This window comes from Flavobacterium sp. GW821-FHT11G01 (assembly GCF_058808175.1).
The window spans coordinates 134,867-153,163 of sequence record NZ_JBXARK010000005.1; the positions used below are offsets into that span (position 1 = coordinate 134,867).

Here is an 18,297-nt window from a genome sequence, read left to right on the forward strand (position 1 = left end):
AACTTATTGACAACTTAAATTCTATATATAATGAAATTTACAAAAACAATAGCAACATTAGCAATCGCAGGCTTAGTATTGGTAAGCTGTAAAAAAGAAGAAGATAAAAATTTAGCTAATATAAAAGCCATAGAAACAACTCCAAAAGAACACAAAGCAATTGCTGCTGAAAATGTACAAACTGCAAGTTTCGAAATCGAAGGAATGACTTGCGCAATGGGATGTGCCAAAACTATCGAAAAAGAATTATCTAATCTTGACGGAGTTGAAAAAGCAACTGTTGATTTTGACAAAAAGACCGCTACTGTTGTATTTGACAAAACGGTTCAAAACCAGGAAAACTTAACTAAAGTTGTTCAGGCAACAGGAGACGGGAAAACGTATAAAGTTTCAAATATTAAATCGTAATAAAAATTAAACATAAAAAAGCGCTCAAATGAGCGCTTTTTTTTATTTCCATTTCAACGTTTCCATCAAACGCTGCATATCATTTTTAATATAACTCGCCGCCGGCATAACCGAATCAAAATTAGGCTTAGCATAAAAATAAACCGATCCTGTTATAAAGTGTTTTGTACTGTCTGTCACGTAAAATTGTGAGTTTGTAGCAGCGTTTCCATCCACCTGATAAAACATTCCATAAACCTTTTTCTGCGGATTTAAATACGGTTGTTCTAAAATATCATCCGCTTTAATAACATGCTCGTATGTTAGTTTCTGAGCATCTTTCAGTAATTTTTCGATATTGCCATTTACCGGTTTATAAGTCAGGTAAATTGTAGCTTTCATTTTCGGATAAGTAATTGCAAAGCCACAATTCTTCTCCCCTTTAATAATAGCATCCTCATTCATTTCAAAAGCAAACGGGCAATTATTTTCAAAATTAACATATTTTGCTTCCGGATAATCTAATCTAAGGAAACTTGCAGGTTTAGGCAAAACTTCGTCTTTACAGCTTACAACTGTTAATGTGAGCAAAATTACCACTACCAAAATTATTCTTTTAAACATTTTATTCTATTGTTACTTTTATTTGTTTTATACGCTTTTTATCAACCGTTTCGATTGTAAACACACAGTTTTCAAAAGCTATTTTTTGATCTTTTTTAGGGAAATTACCCAAAATTTCTAATATAAAACCAGCCAATGTTTCTGCCTCACCTTTATGAGATTCAAAAATATCCTCATCAACATCAATGATTCTGTAAAAATCTTTCAGGTTAATTTTTCCTTCAAAAAGGAAATTCTTTTCATCGATTTGCGAAAAGTTCAGATTTTCATCATCAAACTCATCACTAATATCCCCTACTATTTCTTCAATAACATCTTCTAAAGAAACCAATCCTGATGTTCCTCCGTATTCATCTACCACAATGGCCAAATGACTTTTAAGGCTCTGAAAATCCTTTAGTAAATTGTCCAGTTTTTTATTCTCAGGAACAAAAAAAGCTTCTCTTATTAAAGTGGTCCAGTCAAATTCTTTTTTGTCAATATGCGGCAATAAATCCTTAACGAATAAAACGCCTTCAATCTGATCAATATTGTCACGATAAACCGGAATTCTTGAAAACCCTTTTTCGACTATCTTCGGATAAATGGCTTCAAATGATTCCGATATTTCCAAACCAAAAACATCAATCCTCGGACTCATAACCTGCTTGGTATCTGTATTTCCAAAGGAGACAATTCCTTCTAATATTTTTTGCTCATCTTTTGATGTCCCTTCAGAATCTGTAAGTTCAAGAGCCTGAGAAAGTTGATTTATTGAAAAACTGTTTTTCTGCTTCCCTAATTTACGTTGCAAATATAAAGTAACACTACGCATCGGCAAGCTAATTGGAGACAGTAATTTATCTAAAAAAGAAATTGGATACGCTACCCACTTAGCAAATTTTATATTGTTTCGGCTTGCATAAACTTTAGGCAAAACTTCTGCAAATAGCAAAATCAAAAACGTAACAAGAATTACTTCTAAAATAAATTTTAAAACCGGCGAACTGATATCGTCAAAAATATTTTGTCCAATAAAAGAGAACAGAATTACAACGCCAATGTTTAAAAAATTATTGGCTACTAATAAGGTCGCCAGAAGTTTTTTGGGTTTATCTAAAAGATTAGAAATAATTTTCCCTTTTGAGAGATTGTCTTGCAAAGTTTCATCGATATCTTTTTGAGATAAAGAAAAAAGTGCTACTTCGGCACCTGAAACAATTGCCGATAGGAACAGCAAAATAAATATTCCGACAAAACCAATAATTAAATTGATGTCTAAAGTTGTGGTAAAAAATAAACTGGGCTCTGGGTCCAAATTAAAAAAGATTAGTTAAACAATCAGAAAGGCAAGTCGTTTATAGGCAAGCTTTCGTTCGACGCATCAAAGTTAGTATTTTTTGTGGATTCCTGATCCTGATGTGGCTTATGATTTCCTGTTTCTTTTTTGGTAGTCAAGAAAGTAAACTCAGTAACCTGAATTTCGGTAGTATATTTTGTTGTACCATCTTCGGCCTGCCATTGGCGTGATTTTATACGCCCTTCAACATATATTTTATCTCCTTTAGATAAATATTTCTCACAAATTTCTGCCGCCTTATTGCGTACAACTAAATTATGCCATTCCGTAGAGGTTATTTTTTCGTTGGTCGTTTTATTGATATATACTTCATTTGTAGCCAACTGAAAACGACCGATGCAGTTTCCTCCATCAAAATAATGCATTTTCACGTCATCGCCCAAATGGCCAATTAGCATCACCTTATTTAAAGTTCCGTTCATAGTTTTTAGTGGTATTTACCCCAAAGATACATTTTTTTAGCAATTTATTTCCTGCTTTTCTATAAAATTATAAACCACAATTGGAAAAGGAAAAGTTTTTAAATCACTGGTATTCACACCGTTCTCTATTTTTTCATTAATTTTCACTTTCCAAAACTGAATATGAAGATGTTGATGCGAAAGTTTATGAATTACAGTCGTTTCTGCACATTCGGCTATACCTATAATAGTATAGAACGGAAAAATATCAAATTGAACCGCTTTTGAAACAACATCAAACCCAACAATTTCATCTGTTTCTAAAAGTGGGAATTCATATAAATTATGCCAAATTCCTTTTGCTGTCCTTTTTTGAATTAAAGTATTACCTGAAACATCTTCTAAAACCAAATAATTAAAGAATCGATTTGTCACTTTTGTCTTTTTAGATTTTACCGGTAAAACATCGACTTTCTTTTTTTGCAGTGCGGCGCAACTTTCATTAAAAACACAAACCATACAATTTGGGCTTTTAGGCACGCATTGCAAAGCACCGAATTCCATTATTGCCTGATTAAAGATTGCGGGATTATCTTTTGGCATTAATTCGTAGGCTAATTGAGTAAACTCTTTTTTAGTTGCCGGGAGACCAATATCTGATTCAACATCAAAATATCTGGAAAGCACTCTAAAAACATTTCCGTCGACAACAGGAACCGCTTCATTATAAGAAAAAGAAGCAATTGCTGCGGCTGTATATTCGCCAACACCTTTTAATTTTAATAAAGCTGTGTAGTTTTCAGGAAAAACGCCATTTAGTTCATTTGCCACATATTGAGCTGTTTTATGCAAATTTCGGGCACGAGAATAATATCCTAATCCTTGCCAAAGTTTCAAAACCTGCTCTTCTGAGGCATTTGCTAAATCAAACACTGTAGGAAATTCTTGCGTAAAATTGAAAAAATAGGGCATTCCCTGAGCAACTCGAGTTTGCTGCAGCATAATTTCTGAGAGCCAAATTAGGTACGGATCGGTCGTATTTCGCCACGGCAAATCACGCTTGTTCTGTAAATACCAACTTATCAATATGTTATGAAAATCCATTGTAAAATACTTAGAAAACAAAAGTAAATGTTTATGTAATTAAAATTTAACGAATTAGCTTGATTAATTATTTTTTTAATTCCTATATTTGCAAACTCAAAAAAATAGTACATCATTTATAAAATAAAATAGGAAAGAAAATGACGAAAGCAGATATCGTAGCGAAAATTTCAGAGAAACTAGGTCTTGAAAAAGGAGATGTTCAAGCAACAGTAGAAACTTTTATGGAAGAAGTTAAAACTTCACTAGAAACTGGAGACAATGTTTACCTAAGAGGTTTTGGAAGTTTTATCGTAAAAACCAGAGCTGAAAAGACAGGAAGAAACATTTCAAAAAACACAACTATTAAAATTCCTGCACACAACATTCCTGCGTTTAAACCTGCAAAAGTATTTGTAGAAGGAGTTAAAACAAACAACGAAGCAAAATAATACTATTAATTAATCATAAAATCGACACGATATGCCAAGTGGTAAAAAAAGAAAGAGACATAAGGTAGCTACTCACAAAAGAAAAAAAAGAGCGAGAGCTAACCGTCACAAAAAGAAAAAGTAGTTTTAAACTACTTTTTTCTTTTTAAACGTTCATTGAAATTGAAAAAAGATGAAAGAGTAAAGAAAATAGAATATAGACGTAAAAGTCTATTCTCTTTGTTCTATTCTCTATTAATCTTCTTTTCCCCGGGTTCAATACCTGTTAAAAATATTGTTTAATCCATCTGTAGATAAGATTTTAGATCTTAGATTTCAGATTTTAGACTTTTAAAAGTCTATTTTCTATTCTCTATATTCTATTTTCTGAAAAAACAGATAAAAATTTACAGTGTGAATAAAGAATTAATCATTAGATCTAGTTCTGAAGCCGTAGATTTTGCCTTATTAAAAGATGGAAAACTAATTGAATTACACAAGGAAGAAGAGAAAAGCAACTTTCAGGTTGGTGATATTTTTATTGCCAAAATACGAAAACCCGTTGCTGGACTTAATGCTGCTTTTGTAAATGTAGGTTTCGAAAAAGATGCCTTTTTACATTATCACGATTTAGGACCTAACTTAGCTTCCCAACTGAAATTCATAAAACTTGTAAGCGCAGGTAAAATAAAAGATTTCTCCCTAAAAACCTTTCAGTTTGAAAAAGAGATTGACAAAGATGGCATCATTACTGATATTTTAAGTGCCAATCAATCTGTTTTAGTTCAAGTTGTAAAAGAACCTATATCGACCAAAGGTCCAAGAATAAGCGCTGAGCTTTCATTGGCAGGAAGATTTATTGTTCTCGTTCCGTTTTCTGACCGCGTTTCTATTTCTCAAAAAATAGAAGACAAAAAGGAAAAGGATCGTCTAAAAAAACTTGTTCTATCGATCAAACCTAAAGGATTTGGTGTTATTGTTCGCACAGTAGCCGAAGGCAAAAACGTAGCCGAATTAGAAAAAGATTTGCAGAACCTGCTTGGCAGATGGACTGCAATGTGTAAAAAATTACCAACTGCTCATCATCCATCAAAAGTATTAGGAGAGCTTAACAGAGCTTCTTCGATATTAAGAGATGTATTCAATGATACCTTCAGCGGTATTCAAATAGATGACGAAGAGTTGTTCCACCAAACGAAGGAATATCTGCAAGAAATTGCACCTTCAAAACAATCGATTGTAAAGTTTTATCAATCAAATGACACTCCAATTTTCGAGAAATACAATATAGAGAGACAAATCAAAACTTCATTTGGACGTACCGTTTCCATGAGTAAAGGCGCCTATCTTATTATCGAACACACTGAAGCTCTTCACGTTATAGACGTAAATAGCGGAAACCGTTCTAATAAGGCGACAAATCAGGAAGACACCGCCATGGAAGTAAATATGATTGCTGCCGCTGAAATTGCCAGACAACTTCGTTTGCGTGATATGGGCGGAATAATCGTTGTTGATTTTATCGACATGTCTAATCCTGAAAACAGGAAAGTCTTGTTCGACTTCTTGCGAGAAGAAATGAGCGACGATAAAGCAAAACATAAAATCTTACCACCTAGTAAATTTGGTTTAGTTCAAATTACCAGACAACGCGTAAGACCAGAAGTTAATATTAAAACCAGAGAAGAAGATCCAAACAATGAAAATGGCGAAATTGAAGCGCCAATTTTAATCATTGACAAAATCGCATCTGATCTGGACAGAATTTTAAAAACCCACAATAAAGTTGTGCTTAATGTACATCCGTTTGTGGCTGCATACCTCAGTAAAGGTTTTCCATCATTACGTTCAAAATGGTTTTTTGAACATAAGAAATGGGTGAAAATCATACCTCGTGACGCTTACACGTACTTAGAATACCATTTCTATGATAAAAAAGGAAATGTTATTTCAGAATAAAATAAAAACCGCCTCTCGAAAGATTGGCGGTTTTTTTATGGCTTATTGTGAACGAATTTTACATCTGGGAATACTATTTTTTAGGAGCAATTTCCAGCTATCCGTTTCAATCTTTTATTTTTTAAAGAAAAAAATAAAAGGATTTCCACTTCTATCTGGGCTAGGCAATCTTTTTCAAAAGAAAATCATTCTCTCACAATTTCAATTTTTCTTCTAATTTCATTTCCATAAGCATCCACAACGGTAATATAATGAAATCCGGCTGTTGGTGTAATTGGCAATTCATGAAACGTTTTGGTTGTTGCTTTATAAACATCATCAACGTACCAAAACAATTCTTTATCTCTTTCAGAATAAGCTACTTTCAAAATTACCGGTTGAACTTCGCTGTTAAAATTCTTCGTTAAATAAATTTTACTATTTGTTTTTGGATAAATAAAATCCATTGTTGTGGTTTGCGTTCCCTGACAATCTTCTTTAAACGGTGGCAAAGGCAAATATTCAATATGCTGGCTTTTGTAATACCAAGCCATAACCGGAGGCAGCACAAACCAACTTTTCGTGATAATATTATCTACACTTTCACAACTGCTATTGACCTGAAATCGTTCCGATTTATCTAAATGAACCTTTTTATGATACGGACAAACGACCGTAGATTTCCCTCTTTTAGAAACCCATTGTTTGATTTTGGGACAATCTTCTTTTGCCAAATAACCGCTTAAACGGCAAACCTCAACTTCTTCTAAATCTTTATAAGGCGTTTCAAACCATTTTTGTCTCGGCAATAAATTAAAAACATCAAATAAAATAGGTGCTGCGCTGGTTACTCCGGTTAAAGTTGGCCTTCCTTCGCCTGTTGCATTCCCAACCCAAATTCCTACTACATATTTTGAGTTTGTCCCAATCGCCCAGGCGTCTCTATTTCCAAAACTTGTTCCGGTTTTCCAGGCGATTTTCAAAGAACTGTCATAAAATTTCCAGGCTTCATCTCCTTCTGGTCGGTTCACTTCTTCCATTGCATTATAGGTTAACCAAATTGCTCCAGCGCCTATTATATTCTTCTGATCAGTTTCTGAACCAAAATCGGGCTCAAAATCATTTTTGTAATTCAGCTCTGCAAATTCTTTAGTTCGATACTTTGCCTGATTTTTAGTATAATAATTTACTGTCGAAGACAATCCTGCATACGTTCGGCATAAATCCCACAAATTACTTTCGGCACCACCTAAAATAAGTGATAATCCGTAATGATCCGGAGTTTTATTAATATCTCTTAATTTGAATTTTTGCAGTTCTTCATAAAATTTATTTACACCAAAATCCTGCAACATCAAAACTGCCGGAATATTTAAGGACCGTGATAAAGCACGATGTGCCGGTACTGCACCATCAAAAGTTAAATTGAAATTCTGCGGTGTATATCCTGCGATTTGTGTTGGTACATCTGCTACTAAAGTATTCGGTAATAATTCGCCGTCGTCGAGCATTCCTGCATATAAAAGCGGTTTTAAAATACTTCCCGTACTTCTTGGTGCATCTATAATATCAACATCTTTTTGATGATTACTATCTGTTGGAGCATTTCCCACATAACTCATCACATTTCGATTTGAAACATCAATAACTAAAATGGCTAAATTATTGACCTCATTTTGTTTGTATTGATTATAATAATACTTCGCAATTTGATTAACTCTATTTTGCAACGCATAATCGATTGTCGTTTTTACTCGGGTTCCTTCTTCATTTTTAGCCACGCGTTGCAATAAATGAGGTGCAATTTGAGGCAAATCATAAGGTTTTTGCGGCAAAGGTTCTTCAATAGAAAGTTCATACGTCTGTTTGTCAATTATTCCTTCCTGATGCAATTTCAACAATAATCGATTGCGTTTATTCAATAGCTTTATTTGGTTTTTCCCTGGATAAATCAAACTCGGCGCATTTGGCAAAACAGCCAACGTTGCATTCTCAGCCCACGAAAGCTGATTCGACTGAACTCCAAAATAACGCCAGGAAGCCATTTCTAAACCAACGACATTCCCTCCAAAAGGAGCATGAGCAGCATATAATTCCAGGATTTCGTTTTTAGAATACCCTAATTCTAATCGGGTTGCCAGAATAATTTCGATTAATTTTTCAAAATAAGTTCTGCCTTTTCCTTTTCGGGATAACCGAATAACTTGTTGTGTTAAAGTACTTCCACCTCGAACCACTTTTCCCGCCTTTTGGTTTTGCTTAATCGCGTTAACCATTGCAATCGGATTGAAACCGGGATGTTTGTAGAAATATTCATCTTCAAAATAAACAATACATTTTTTGAATTTATCAGGTACACTATCTTGTGCGGGAAAACGCCATTGTCCATCGTCGGCTATTTTCGCGCCAAGCAATTCTCCTTCTTTACTTTCAATTACCGTCGAATACGGTTCTTGAAATAAGGTTCGTGGTATAGAAAAATAGTAAATCAGCAAGAGCAGAAATGCAATTGCTGATTTTATTTTATTCTTTTTTATCCAGTTTATAATGCGTTGCGAGAACGCTATTAATTTATTTTTCAAGACTGATTTTTTTTCGCCACGAATTCACGAATTTAAATTATAACAAATTAATTCGTGAATTCGTGGCTAACAAATTTATTTTACAACCTCAACCCAAAATCCTTTTGTTCTGGCTAAGAATGTATTATCATACATCGCCTCACATTGTAAACCTGGTAAATAATAATTCCCAAGATAAGAAGCGTTCAGCAAAATTCGGAAGACTTTTGTTTCTCCGGCTTTCATTCCAAAATAGAAATTGGTTCTGTCATCACGAATATCAATATAATCCGCAATATTGTTTGTTGCGTCTCCATAATCTGTAAAACGAGTATTTACAATTTCAAATCCTGAAGGCAGAATTTGTGATAAAGCCACATTTTCTACGTGTTCATTTCTTTGATTTCTAACTGTAACTTCAGCTATAAATTCTGTTCCCTGACTAATTTTAGAAACATTTATCACGCTTCCTTTTCTGTTTTTGAAAATAATATTAGCAGAAACATCACTCTGAATTGCTTTCTCTTGTCCAATTGGTAAAATTCCTGTATTCAAAACACGCACGTAAACCGTATTGTTTTTAACGTTTTTCAACGTAATACTATTAGAACCTGTTTGAACAATCAAACTTCTGTCAGCAATTGTTTTTTGAGTATTAATAGTCTCGCCTTTTCCATTTTTACTGAATTGAATATTGATTCCTTTTGGACCGTTACTAACCGCGAATTTAGACATGGCATACAAGCAATAAGCTGTTGTTTGTGTACTCATCCACTGATTGTTTGACATTTGTTTCGCCAATTTTGTAGCCATCGCAAATGCTTTTTGTTTCTGTCCTAAAAGCAACATTGTTTCTAACGCCATCGCTCTGTTTCTTTCACTTGAACCATAATAGTAATAATTGTAATTACTCGATTCGTCTTCAATTTTACTGTGTAAAAACAAGTTTAATCCAGCAGATTTTTGTCCGGCCAAAACATATGCCGCTGCTAAACGCAAATTACTTTCATTCGAAATGCCTTTGGTTTCTCTCAATCTGTTCATTGAAGATAAATCGGCATTTCCGGCTAGAGCCAAAGTGTATAATCTATAAGCCTGAGCAAGATCATTTCCATATTTGGGTTCAAAACGCCATTGTTTAGCTTCTTTTTGTTGATAGGAGATCCATTTTGATTTGAAATTAATTGGTAAAACATAGCCTTTTTTCTCTGCTTCAATCAGGAAATGTCCAGCATATGAAGTTCCCCAATCATCTGCAATCGTATTTCCTTGCCAATAAGCCACACCTCCATTTGACAATTGGAAACTTCCTAATCTTGTAATTCCCGCCGTAATATTTTTTTGGATAAGTGCTTTACGCGTGGCATCCAAATCAACAACATCATTCAAATACAATTGTGGAAAAACAGACGAAGTCGTTTGCTCTACACATCCATGCGGATATTGAATAAGATATTGCAATCTTCCATTCAAATTCATTGTTGGCATTGATGAAACTTCCAATCTGGCTTTATTACTTCCAGCAACTCCAAAGGTTTTCCATGAAATCGTTTTGGTACTATTTGGAGGTAAAATTACATCGGTAAAAGTATTCGTAACCGGATTCGGGTTCGTCATATCGATTTCGACATCATAAACCGATTTCTCTTTTCCGGAAGTTGCAACAACCTGAACTTTTGCAATTCCGGTAGCAGAACCTACAACTAAATTAAAATACGCCATTTTTTCGTCAGGCGAACTAAAAGTTAAAGATTGTGTTGCACTTCCCATTACTTTTAAACCATTGCTCGTTTTAATCTGAATCGAAACATTTTTGATATTATTCTCCGTTGCAAAAACAGTAACCGGAATCGTCACTTTTTCTGAAGGCGAAATTTTTCTCGGCAAAGAAGCCAAAACCATTAACGGACTTTTAACCGAAGTTGCTTTTTCTACACTTCCGTAAGCGCTTGTATTGGCATCGCCAGCAACAATCATAGTTCGAACGGAACCAATGTATTTTGGCAATTTTAATTGATGTGATTTGGTTTGTCCTTTTTCTAATTTAAACGGACCGTAATACAATACAACAGGTTTAAAACGATTGGCTTTTTTAGCTTTTCCTCCGCCTAAATCCTGATCTCCACCAATACTGAAAATCTGATTTATTTTTCCGCCATATGCTCCAATTACATCATCATAAATATCCCAGGTTTTAACACCCAAAGCTTCACGAACGTAAAAACTATCCCATGCATTTGGTGTTTTAAAACGAGTTAAATCCAATAAGCCTTCATCAACAACTGCAATGGTATAGGTCATTTCTTTTCCGGTTTTCTCTCCTACTTTTACCGTAAAGGTCTGCTCTGGTTTTAAAACATCAGGCATTGATAATGTTGGGGCTAGAATCGTATTTTTATCTATCACTTCAATCGGCACAATTCCGTACATACGAATTGGCGAATCATTTTTAGTAGAAGCATGAGGCTGTAATAATGTGATATTAAAATACACGTTTGGAGCCATTGCAGAAGTTATCGGAACTTCCACTTTTGTTTCTCCTTTTTCAGTTTTTGCCCAAATGGTCTGTACTACTTTTGATCCGTTTTCTATCGAAATCAAAGCGCGTCCTCCTTCACTTGAAGGGAAAGATATTTGTGCTTTTTCGCCTACTGCATAATTCTTTTTATCTGTAGAAAAAACCAACATATTAGCCGTAGAAGCATCTCTGTTACGCGTTTTTCCAGACCAAATTGGCCAGTCGATATTTACAGTCAAAGCAGTCGCATGACCGTCTGTATTATCTGAAACGCGAATTAAATAACGTCCCCATTCTTCATCGGTTAACGAAAATTGAACACTTCCTTTTCCGCTTGAATCGGTATTGATTACAAAAGTTTTATATGAATTTGTCGCATTCGAAGAATTATAATTTGACAAATTATCGCTAGAAGCATCCCACCACCAGCGCCATTCAACTTTATAAACCTTAACTTCAAGATTTCTGACTGATTTTGGTCTTCCGTTTTCATCAACAGTAACAATATCAAAACGATTATTGGTTCTCGTTTCCAACATTCCATATTTGTTAGGTTCTGGCGATTTAATTCCAACATATGTTTTATATGGAGAATAAGTTGTTGAAATCACATCAGTACTAAAATCTCCTCCTTCTTCATAAACTTTTGTGATGAACGAAGCACGAAGCATTCCGGGCGCCTGTCCTTGTAATTTTGGCTGAATATTTACCGATGCTTTTCCGTTTTCATTCAATTTTCCTGAGAAAACATTTATTTCTTCTGTGCTGAATTGTCGCACTAAATCATCAAAACTAAATTTCTCGTATCCTTTAAAAGTAGTCGTCTGTTGCGAAAACTTCGCCTGCATTTCTACATTTAAATTTTTCGCAATAGCACCGTGAAGCCACGTTACTTCAAGGTTGCTTGTATTTGGATAAGAAGACGAAAGCGTTTTTCTTGAAAAATTGTTTTTTATTTTCAAACGATTCGGTTTGATCGTTTCAATTTTGATGCTTTTGTAAAATTTAGCCCCACCAACGCTAACCATTGCTTCCCAATTTCCTGTTGGTGCATCCTGGCTTGTTGGAACCGTAAAAGCATAATGATTCAATTCGTTTGTTTTTTGAACAGTCTGATAAACGGTTTTCCCATTCGGATCATTCAATCTGAATTTAATTGGATGTGATTTCGGTAATTTATTTGAAACATCATTTAAAATGAAAGACAAATACAAATTATCTCCCGGACGCCAAACACCACGTTCCCCATAAATAAATCCTTTTAATCCCTTTTGCAAAGTTTCGCCGGCAACGTCAAAATTACTGACAGACAATGAAAGACCATCGTCTAACTTCACATAAGTGGATTGATTTCCTAAAGAAACGATAGCAAAATAAGCGAATTTATCGAGTTGAAAAGAAGCGATTCCTTCACTGCTTGTGGCGGCTGTTGCAATTTTTTGTTGTTGATAGGTATACAAATCAACTCTCGCATTCGAAACCGGTTCTGTTGTTTCAATGTTATTTACGGCAAATAAATAGGATTTATTCTCGCCTCTTTTTGCAATTACGCCTAAATCTGTTGCCAGAATATTGGTCGCAATTTTGGCATTGTAATAATAAGAGCTTGTACAAGGATCCTGGCTTTCTCTCCATTCGTAATCGTCATAATAGTAATCATCGTACGAATTCTCACTATAGTTCACATCATTTTCATCAACTTCTTCCTCTTCTTCCTCATTTTGATCAGCTTCTGAAGACTCACATTTGTATAAAGAATATTTCTTTTTATAAACAAATTCTACTCTATAAATTGCTCCCGGTTCCGGCGTGATTATTTTTGATAAGTCTAAAGCATAAGTGTTCCATTTACTCGGATTAACCAATTTACTTTCAATTAAATTCAGCGTTGTTTTCGCGATGGGCTGAGCTACTTTCTTGAGATTTTGACTACCATTTAATTCATTATACTGAAGAAATTGCAGAATATTATTCTTGTAAATTTTATACACTTTTACATCGACAGCGCTTAAGTTTACCGCTTCGAAATTCAATTTTAAATTATTGGAGCTTGGCAGAATTGTACCATTTTTAATAAAACGGACATTTGGTTTTATTTGATCAAAAGTGATTTTCTCGGTATAATTAGCGTCCATTTTTTTACCGTATTGACTTTCGATTCCCTGAAAAACTTCAATCAGTAAATCTCCTGTCAAAATTTGTTCGGGTGCAGGCTCAGCTTCTTCTTCCTGAACGACTTCTACGACATCATCAACTACCGCCGCAGCGCTATCAACTACAACCGTAGCCGTGTCAACTAATGAAACCGCTGTTTCTTCTACAGGTACTGAAACCGTAACTTCTTTTTTGGCAGGCGCTTTTTCATTATTGAAATATACTTTCAATAAATTTCCCTGAGTTGAAAATTTCAGATTATTGGTATTCTGAATCGAAACCAAACCTTTGAAATCCTGTCCTTTTTCTAAAGGTTCAGAAAAATTAATCAAAACCGATTGATTGCTTCCGTCCGGAACTTCAACTTTTACGATTTTAAATTCGTTTATATTCGTAATCGGAACATCGATCTGACCTTTCTGATCAATATCAAAATCACTTCCATCATAAATAATCTCCAAATTTGTAGCTTCAGAATAACGCTGAATACTATCAATAATAAAATTGAATTCTTTTCCAGAACCTGAGTTCTTCTCAAATTTAATTTTAAGATTATTTCCTTTTTGTTTGGTTTCAACTAACTTTTTCGCCGTTTCAATATCAATATTGTCTGCTGTTTTAAGAACGCAGTTCAGGTATTGATATTCTTTGCTGTACGATTGAATATCGGCAGTATTTATCGTAAAATCCTGCTTGATGGTTTTGACGGTAAAATTGAAATCGGAAAGTGCTGCCTCTTTCTCTTTTGGAAGTGTAATCAGCTTATCCAAGTTCAAAGTAACCTGATATTCTGTTCCCGGTTTCAACTTTTTTTCCGGAATAAAAGCAATTGTATTTGGAGAAAGTGCCACGACTTTACCGTCAACACTTGGAGAAATATCAAACAAATCGCTGTCTAAAACCTGATTGGCTTTCCATTCTTTTTTATCGAAAGCCAAAACTACCCGAATATCAGATTCCGACGAGACTATTCCCCCCGTGAAACTGACTATATACTCTTTAAATAATGAAAAATCGGAATTGAAATCGGCTGCTGATTTTCTGCCGCAAGATTGAAAAATAAAAAACACACAAAACACGAGAACTAATCCTTTTGCTTTCACTTTTATTTAGAGTTAATGGGTTACGAATTTTAAGAAATGACAGAACGTTTTAACATTTTAAGTATTAAAACCATAACTATCAAATGATAAATATATTGTAGTAAATGTAGAATATTTTCTACGATATTTTAAGAGGAAAATTCGCCACTATAACTATTTAACTTTTGTTGAAGTTTTTAAAAAATGAATTATTAAAATATTATATTTCACAACTTTTTAATAATATAAAAAATGGCAAACCAATCAAATAGATATTCTGCTGAAAATGAATTTATTGTAAAAAATAAACATGTAATTATATATCTGCTAAACGTAGTAACATTTTTTATTTTAGTTGGTTTCGCTGATTATTATGTTTTACCAGTTTCAAAAACCACTGATTTAATAACTCATTACAGTGTTCAAACTACTGGAAAATCCAAGCAAACGGTTTCTTATCATTATTTTACGCAAAAGGGATTTACATTCTCAACAGCAAAAGAATACATTGAAGAGAATAATATTGAGATTGAAACTTCCTTGTTATTTAAATCGATAACCAAGGTAAAATCAAAGACAAAAAACTATACCAACTTACTTTCAAGCAGCTTAAGCGTTAACGGTATCCTGTTTTATTTTTGTCTTGTACTGCTCTTTTCAATAGGAATAAGTTTAAAAATACTTCTTTCAAAAAAGGGCTTCTCAGAAAACACATTTTATAACATAGTCTGTTTTAATTCCTTATGATTTTTGTATGTCTTTATATGACTTACTTATTCTAAAACTACTTTCTTCTTTCAATAAAAAATCGTTTCATTAAATCAGCGGCTTCATTAGCCATAATCCCTGAAACGACGGTAGTTTTGGGATGTAGTTTTGTTCCCATAACCATAAAACCGCGTTGTTCATCACGGGCACCAAAAACGATTTTAGAAATCTGACTCCAGTACAAAGCACCTGCACACATTTGACAAGGTTCAAGTGTGACATATAAGGTGCAATCTTTTAAATATTTTCCGCCAAGAAAATTCGCTGCAGCCGTTATCGATTGCATTTCGGCATGAGCCGTAACATCATTTAGTAATTCGGTTAAATTATGACTGCTTGCAATTACTTTATTTGCCACAACAATGACAGCTCCAACAGGAATTTCGCCTTTTTCAAAGGCCATTTCAGCTTCCTGCAAAGCTTTTTTCATAAAGTATTCGTCTGTGAAAGGATTTATCATAATTGCAAAAATACTGTTTTCGTATTTATTTTTTATTACATTTATTTTTTGATATTTATATATGGAAAGAAAACATACAATATTTCTACACACTTTATTTGTCATTATAGGAGCAACTTTGTTTAGTTGTCAGGACAAAAACGAAAAAAAACAAAAAATTGATACCTTAGAAATTATCGCTGATACAACTAAAATCGAAAGCTCTATTGATAAAACTTCAATTAGCAAAAATGATTCTGTTCAGGATGTTAAGGCTCAGCCAAAAGTTGATTATCATCAATCTGTAAAGCCAAAAGAAAATAATAATCTTAAATCTGAGAAAACAGATGATAAGAAAAATAGTCTCCCAAAAGTAGCAATTCATGCTACTTCCACCGGAGAAATTGTATCAGAAACCAATGCAGAATTTCCAGGCGGAATTGAACAATTCTATAATTATTTTGGAAAGGAATTTAAAACTCCTGAAAATGTAAATACCAAAAACCTTAAAATAAATCTTTCTTTTGCAGTAGACAAAAATGGCTCTGTTTCGTACCTTCAATCCGAGCCGGCAATTGAACAGCCTTTAGAAAAAGAAATTATCAGAGTTTTAAGCTTATGCCCTAAATGGCAGCCGGGAGAATCAAACGGAAAAAAAATTAAGAGGCAATATTCTTTGCCAATTGTATTGCAATAATACGCTGCAATAAAATTAAATTTAAAACCGTAAATTTGCTTTTTACCTTACAATGAAAAGCAATTTACTTTCAAACATATACAATCCCGCCGATTTACGCTTACTTTCTGAAGCGCAACTACCAGAAGTTGCTCAGGAATTGCGCCAATTTATTATTGACATTGTCTCGGTTAAAGAAGGCCATTTGGGCGCAAGTTTAGGCGTTGTTGAATTGACAATTGCCTTGCATTATGTTTTTAATACGCCCGAAGATTTATTGGTTTGGGATGTTGGACACCAAGCTTATGGTCATAAAATTCTAACTGAAAGAAGAGAAAATTTTGATACCAACAGACAAATTGGTGGTATTTCCGGTTTCCCGAAAAGAAGCGAAAGTATTTACGATACTTTTGGCGTTGGACATTCGTCCACTTCTATTTCTGCTGCTTTAGGAATGGCGATTGCTTCTAACTTAAAAGGCAATTTCGAAAAACAGCATATTGCAGTTATTGGCGATGCTTCAATCGCATCCGGAATGGCATTTGAAGGTTTAAATCATGCCGGAGTCACCGATGCTAACTTATTGGTTATTCTGAATGATAATGCAATTGGAATTGATCCGAGCGTTGGTGCACTTAAAAAATATCTTACTGCTGTAAAAGAAGGAAAAAATCCGAAGAAAAATAACATGATCAAATCTTTGAATTTTGATTATTCGGGGCCAATTGACGGTAATGATCTTCCAACTCTGATCAATGAATTAAACCGTTTAAAAAAGATAAAAGGTCCAAAATTCCTTCATATTGTAACGACAAAAGGAAAAGGTTTACAGCAAGCTGAGGAAAATCAGGTAAAATATCATGCGCCTGGAAAATTTGATGCTGCAACTGGAGAACTCCTTTTTAAATCTGAAGAAAATTTACCTCCAAAATATCAGGATGTTTTTGGTTTAACGATCTTAGATTTAGCCAAAAAGAATAAAAAAATCATAGGAATTACACCGGCAATGCCATCAGGAAGTTCTTTAAAATTTATGATGGATGAAATTCCGGAACGTGCTTTTGATGTTGGAATTGCTGAACAACATGCCGTAACGCTTTCTGCAGGAATGGTAACACAAGGAATGATTGTGTATTGCAACATTTACTCTACCTTTTTACAGCGCGCTTATGATCAGGTTATTCACGATGTAGCGTTGCAAAATCTGCCGGTTATTTTTTGTTTAGACCGCGCCGGTTTGGTTGGCGAAGATGGCGCAACCCATCACGGCGTTTTTGATATCGCTTATTTAAGAGCGATTCCAAATATGATAATTTATGCGCCTATCAATGAAATTGCTTTACAAAACATTTTATATACAGCACAATTAGGACTAAATCATCCTATTGCGATTCGATATCCTCGTGGTCGGGGTGTTCTTCCAAATTGGGAAGTAGAAAATTTCGGACATTATGAAGAAATTAAAATTGGCGAGGCCAGCTGCTTAAAAAACGGCACAAAAATTGCGGTTTTATCAACGGGGAGTATTGGCAATAATGTAATTGAAGCGCTGAATCAATATTCAAATTCTGACGAGATTGCACATTATGACTTTCCTTTTATTAAACCATTAAACAACAATACATTACACTCTATTTTCTCTAATTTTAACCGCATTATCACAATCGAGGATGGCACAATAAATGGAGGATTTGGAAGTGCTGTTTTAGAATTTGCTGCTGCAAATAATTACAAAAATGATATTCAAATTTTGGGTATTCCTGACGTATTTATTGAGCATGGAACAGTAAATCAATTGCAACAATTGTGTAAAATTGACGTTAAAAGTTTGGTAAATCTTTTTTCAAACGATTCAAAATAATTATTTTGCACAACCAAAATATTAAAACCAACCTA

At 34.1% G+C, this 18,297-nt stretch carries 13 protein-coding genes; 6 read left to right on the plus strand and 7 right to left on the minus strand.

What is annotated here, in order from left to right:
• The first annotated feature begins 30 nt into the window (after positions 1–30).
• Positions 31–408: a heavy-metal-associated domain-containing protein gene (locus tag AC1RRN_RS11265; RefSeq protein ID WP_492967396.1), complete on the plus strand. Its 378-nt coding sequence runs from the start codon at positions 31–33 to the stop codon at positions 406–408.
• 42 nt (positions 409–450) lie between these two features.
• On the opposite strand, the gene gldD is transcribed toward AC1RRN_RS11265, so the two are convergent.
• Genes gldD through mutY form a run of 4 tightly spaced genes read right to left on the minus strand, consistent with a single transcriptional unit; the run spans position 451 to position 3,855 of the window.
• Entirely contained in the window at positions 451–1,011 is a 561-nt protein-coding gene (gldD, locus tag AC1RRN_RS11270; protein WP_492967397.1) for a gliding motility lipoprotein GldD, read from the minus strand.
• A gap of 1 nt (position 1,012) precedes the next feature.
• Positions 1,013–2,308: a gliding motility-associated protein GldE gene (locus AC1RRN_RS11275; protein WP_492967398.1), complete on the minus strand. Its 1,296-nt coding sequence runs from the start codon at positions 2,306–2,308 to the stop codon at positions 1,013–1,015.
• Between the two features lie 23 nt (positions 2,309–2,331).
• Positions 2,332–2,772: a single-stranded DNA-binding protein gene (locus AC1RRN_RS11280; protein ID WP_192186099.1), complete on the minus strand. Its 441-nt coding sequence runs from the start codon at positions 2,770–2,772 to the stop codon at positions 2,332–2,334.
• Positions 2,773–2,808: 36 nt separating this feature from the next.
• Complete coding sequence (gene mutY / locus AC1RRN_RS11285) at positions 2,809–3,855, minus strand: A/G-specific adenine glycosylase (RefSeq protein WP_492967399.1); 1,047 nt, start codon at positions 3,853–3,855, stop codon at positions 2,809–2,811.
• Positions 3,856–3,995: 140 nt separating this feature from the next.
• On the opposite strand from mutY, the gene AC1RRN_RS11290 reads away from it, so the two are divergent.
• Both AC1RRN_RS11290 and AC1RRN_RS11295 read left to right on the plus strand, forming a co-directional pair.
• Positions 3,996–4,286: an HU family DNA-binding protein gene (locus tag AC1RRN_RS11290; RefSeq protein WP_007805026.1), complete on the plus strand. Its 291-nt coding sequence runs from the start codon at positions 3,996–3,998 to the stop codon at positions 4,284–4,286.
• A 393-nt stretch (positions 4,287–4,679) separates the two neighbouring features.
• On the plus strand, positions 4,680–6,224 hold the full coding sequence (locus AC1RRN_RS11295) for an Rne/Rng family ribonuclease (RefSeq protein ID WP_492967400.1): 1,545 nt from the start codon (positions 4,680–4,682) through the stop codon (positions 6,222–6,224).
• Positions 6,225–6,409: 185 nt separating this feature from the next.
• Here AC1RRN_RS11295 and pbpC read toward each other — a convergent pair whose 3' ends face one another.
• Both pbpC and AC1RRN_RS11305 read right to left on the minus strand, forming a co-directional pair.
• Positions 6,410–8,785: a penicillin-binding protein 1C gene (gene pbpC / locus AC1RRN_RS11300; RefSeq protein ID WP_492967401.1), complete on the minus strand. Its 2,376-nt coding sequence runs from the start codon at positions 8,783–8,785 to the stop codon at positions 6,410–6,412.
• A 75-nt stretch (positions 8,786–8,860) separates the two neighbouring features.
• The gene (locus AC1RRN_RS11305) at positions 8,861–14,539 is read right to left on the minus strand and encodes an alpha-2-macroglobulin family protein (protein ID WP_492967402.1); all 5,679 of its coding nucleotides are present in this window, start codon (positions 14,537–14,539) and stop codon (positions 8,861–8,863) included.
• 231 nt (positions 14,540–14,770) lie between these two features.
• Here AC1RRN_RS11305 and AC1RRN_RS11310 point away from each other — a divergent pair, with 231 nt between their 5' ends.
• A complete protein-coding gene (locus tag AC1RRN_RS11310) occupies positions 14,771–15,265 on the plus strand; it encodes a hypothetical protein (protein WP_492967403.1) in 495 nt (164 codons plus the stop codon).
• A gap of 37 nt (positions 15,266–15,302) precedes the next feature.
• Here the strand turns inward: AC1RRN_RS11310 and AC1RRN_RS11315 are convergent, their stop codons facing one another.
• Entirely contained in the window at positions 15,303–15,746 is a 444-nt protein-coding gene (locus AC1RRN_RS11315) for a nucleoside deaminase (RefSeq protein WP_310293693.1), read from the minus strand.
• Between the two features lie 61 nt (positions 15,747–15,807).
• Between AC1RRN_RS11315 and AC1RRN_RS11320 the strand changes: the two genes are divergently transcribed.
• Together AC1RRN_RS11320 and AC1RRN_RS11325 are read left to right on the plus strand one after the other, a co-directional pair.
• Positions 15,808–16,422 carry an energy transducer TonB gene (locus AC1RRN_RS11320; RefSeq protein WP_492967404.1) on the plus strand — a complete coding sequence of 205 codons (615 nt, stop codon included), beginning with the start codon at positions 15,808–15,810 and terminating at the stop codon, positions 16,420–16,422.
• Between the two features lie 52 nt (positions 16,423–16,474).
• Complete coding sequence (locus tag AC1RRN_RS11325) at positions 16,475–18,262, plus strand: 1-deoxy-D-xylulose-5-phosphate synthase (protein ID WP_492967405.1); 1,788 nt, start codon at positions 16,475–16,477, stop codon at positions 18,260–18,262.
• Positions 18,263–18,297: the final 35 nt, after the last annotated feature.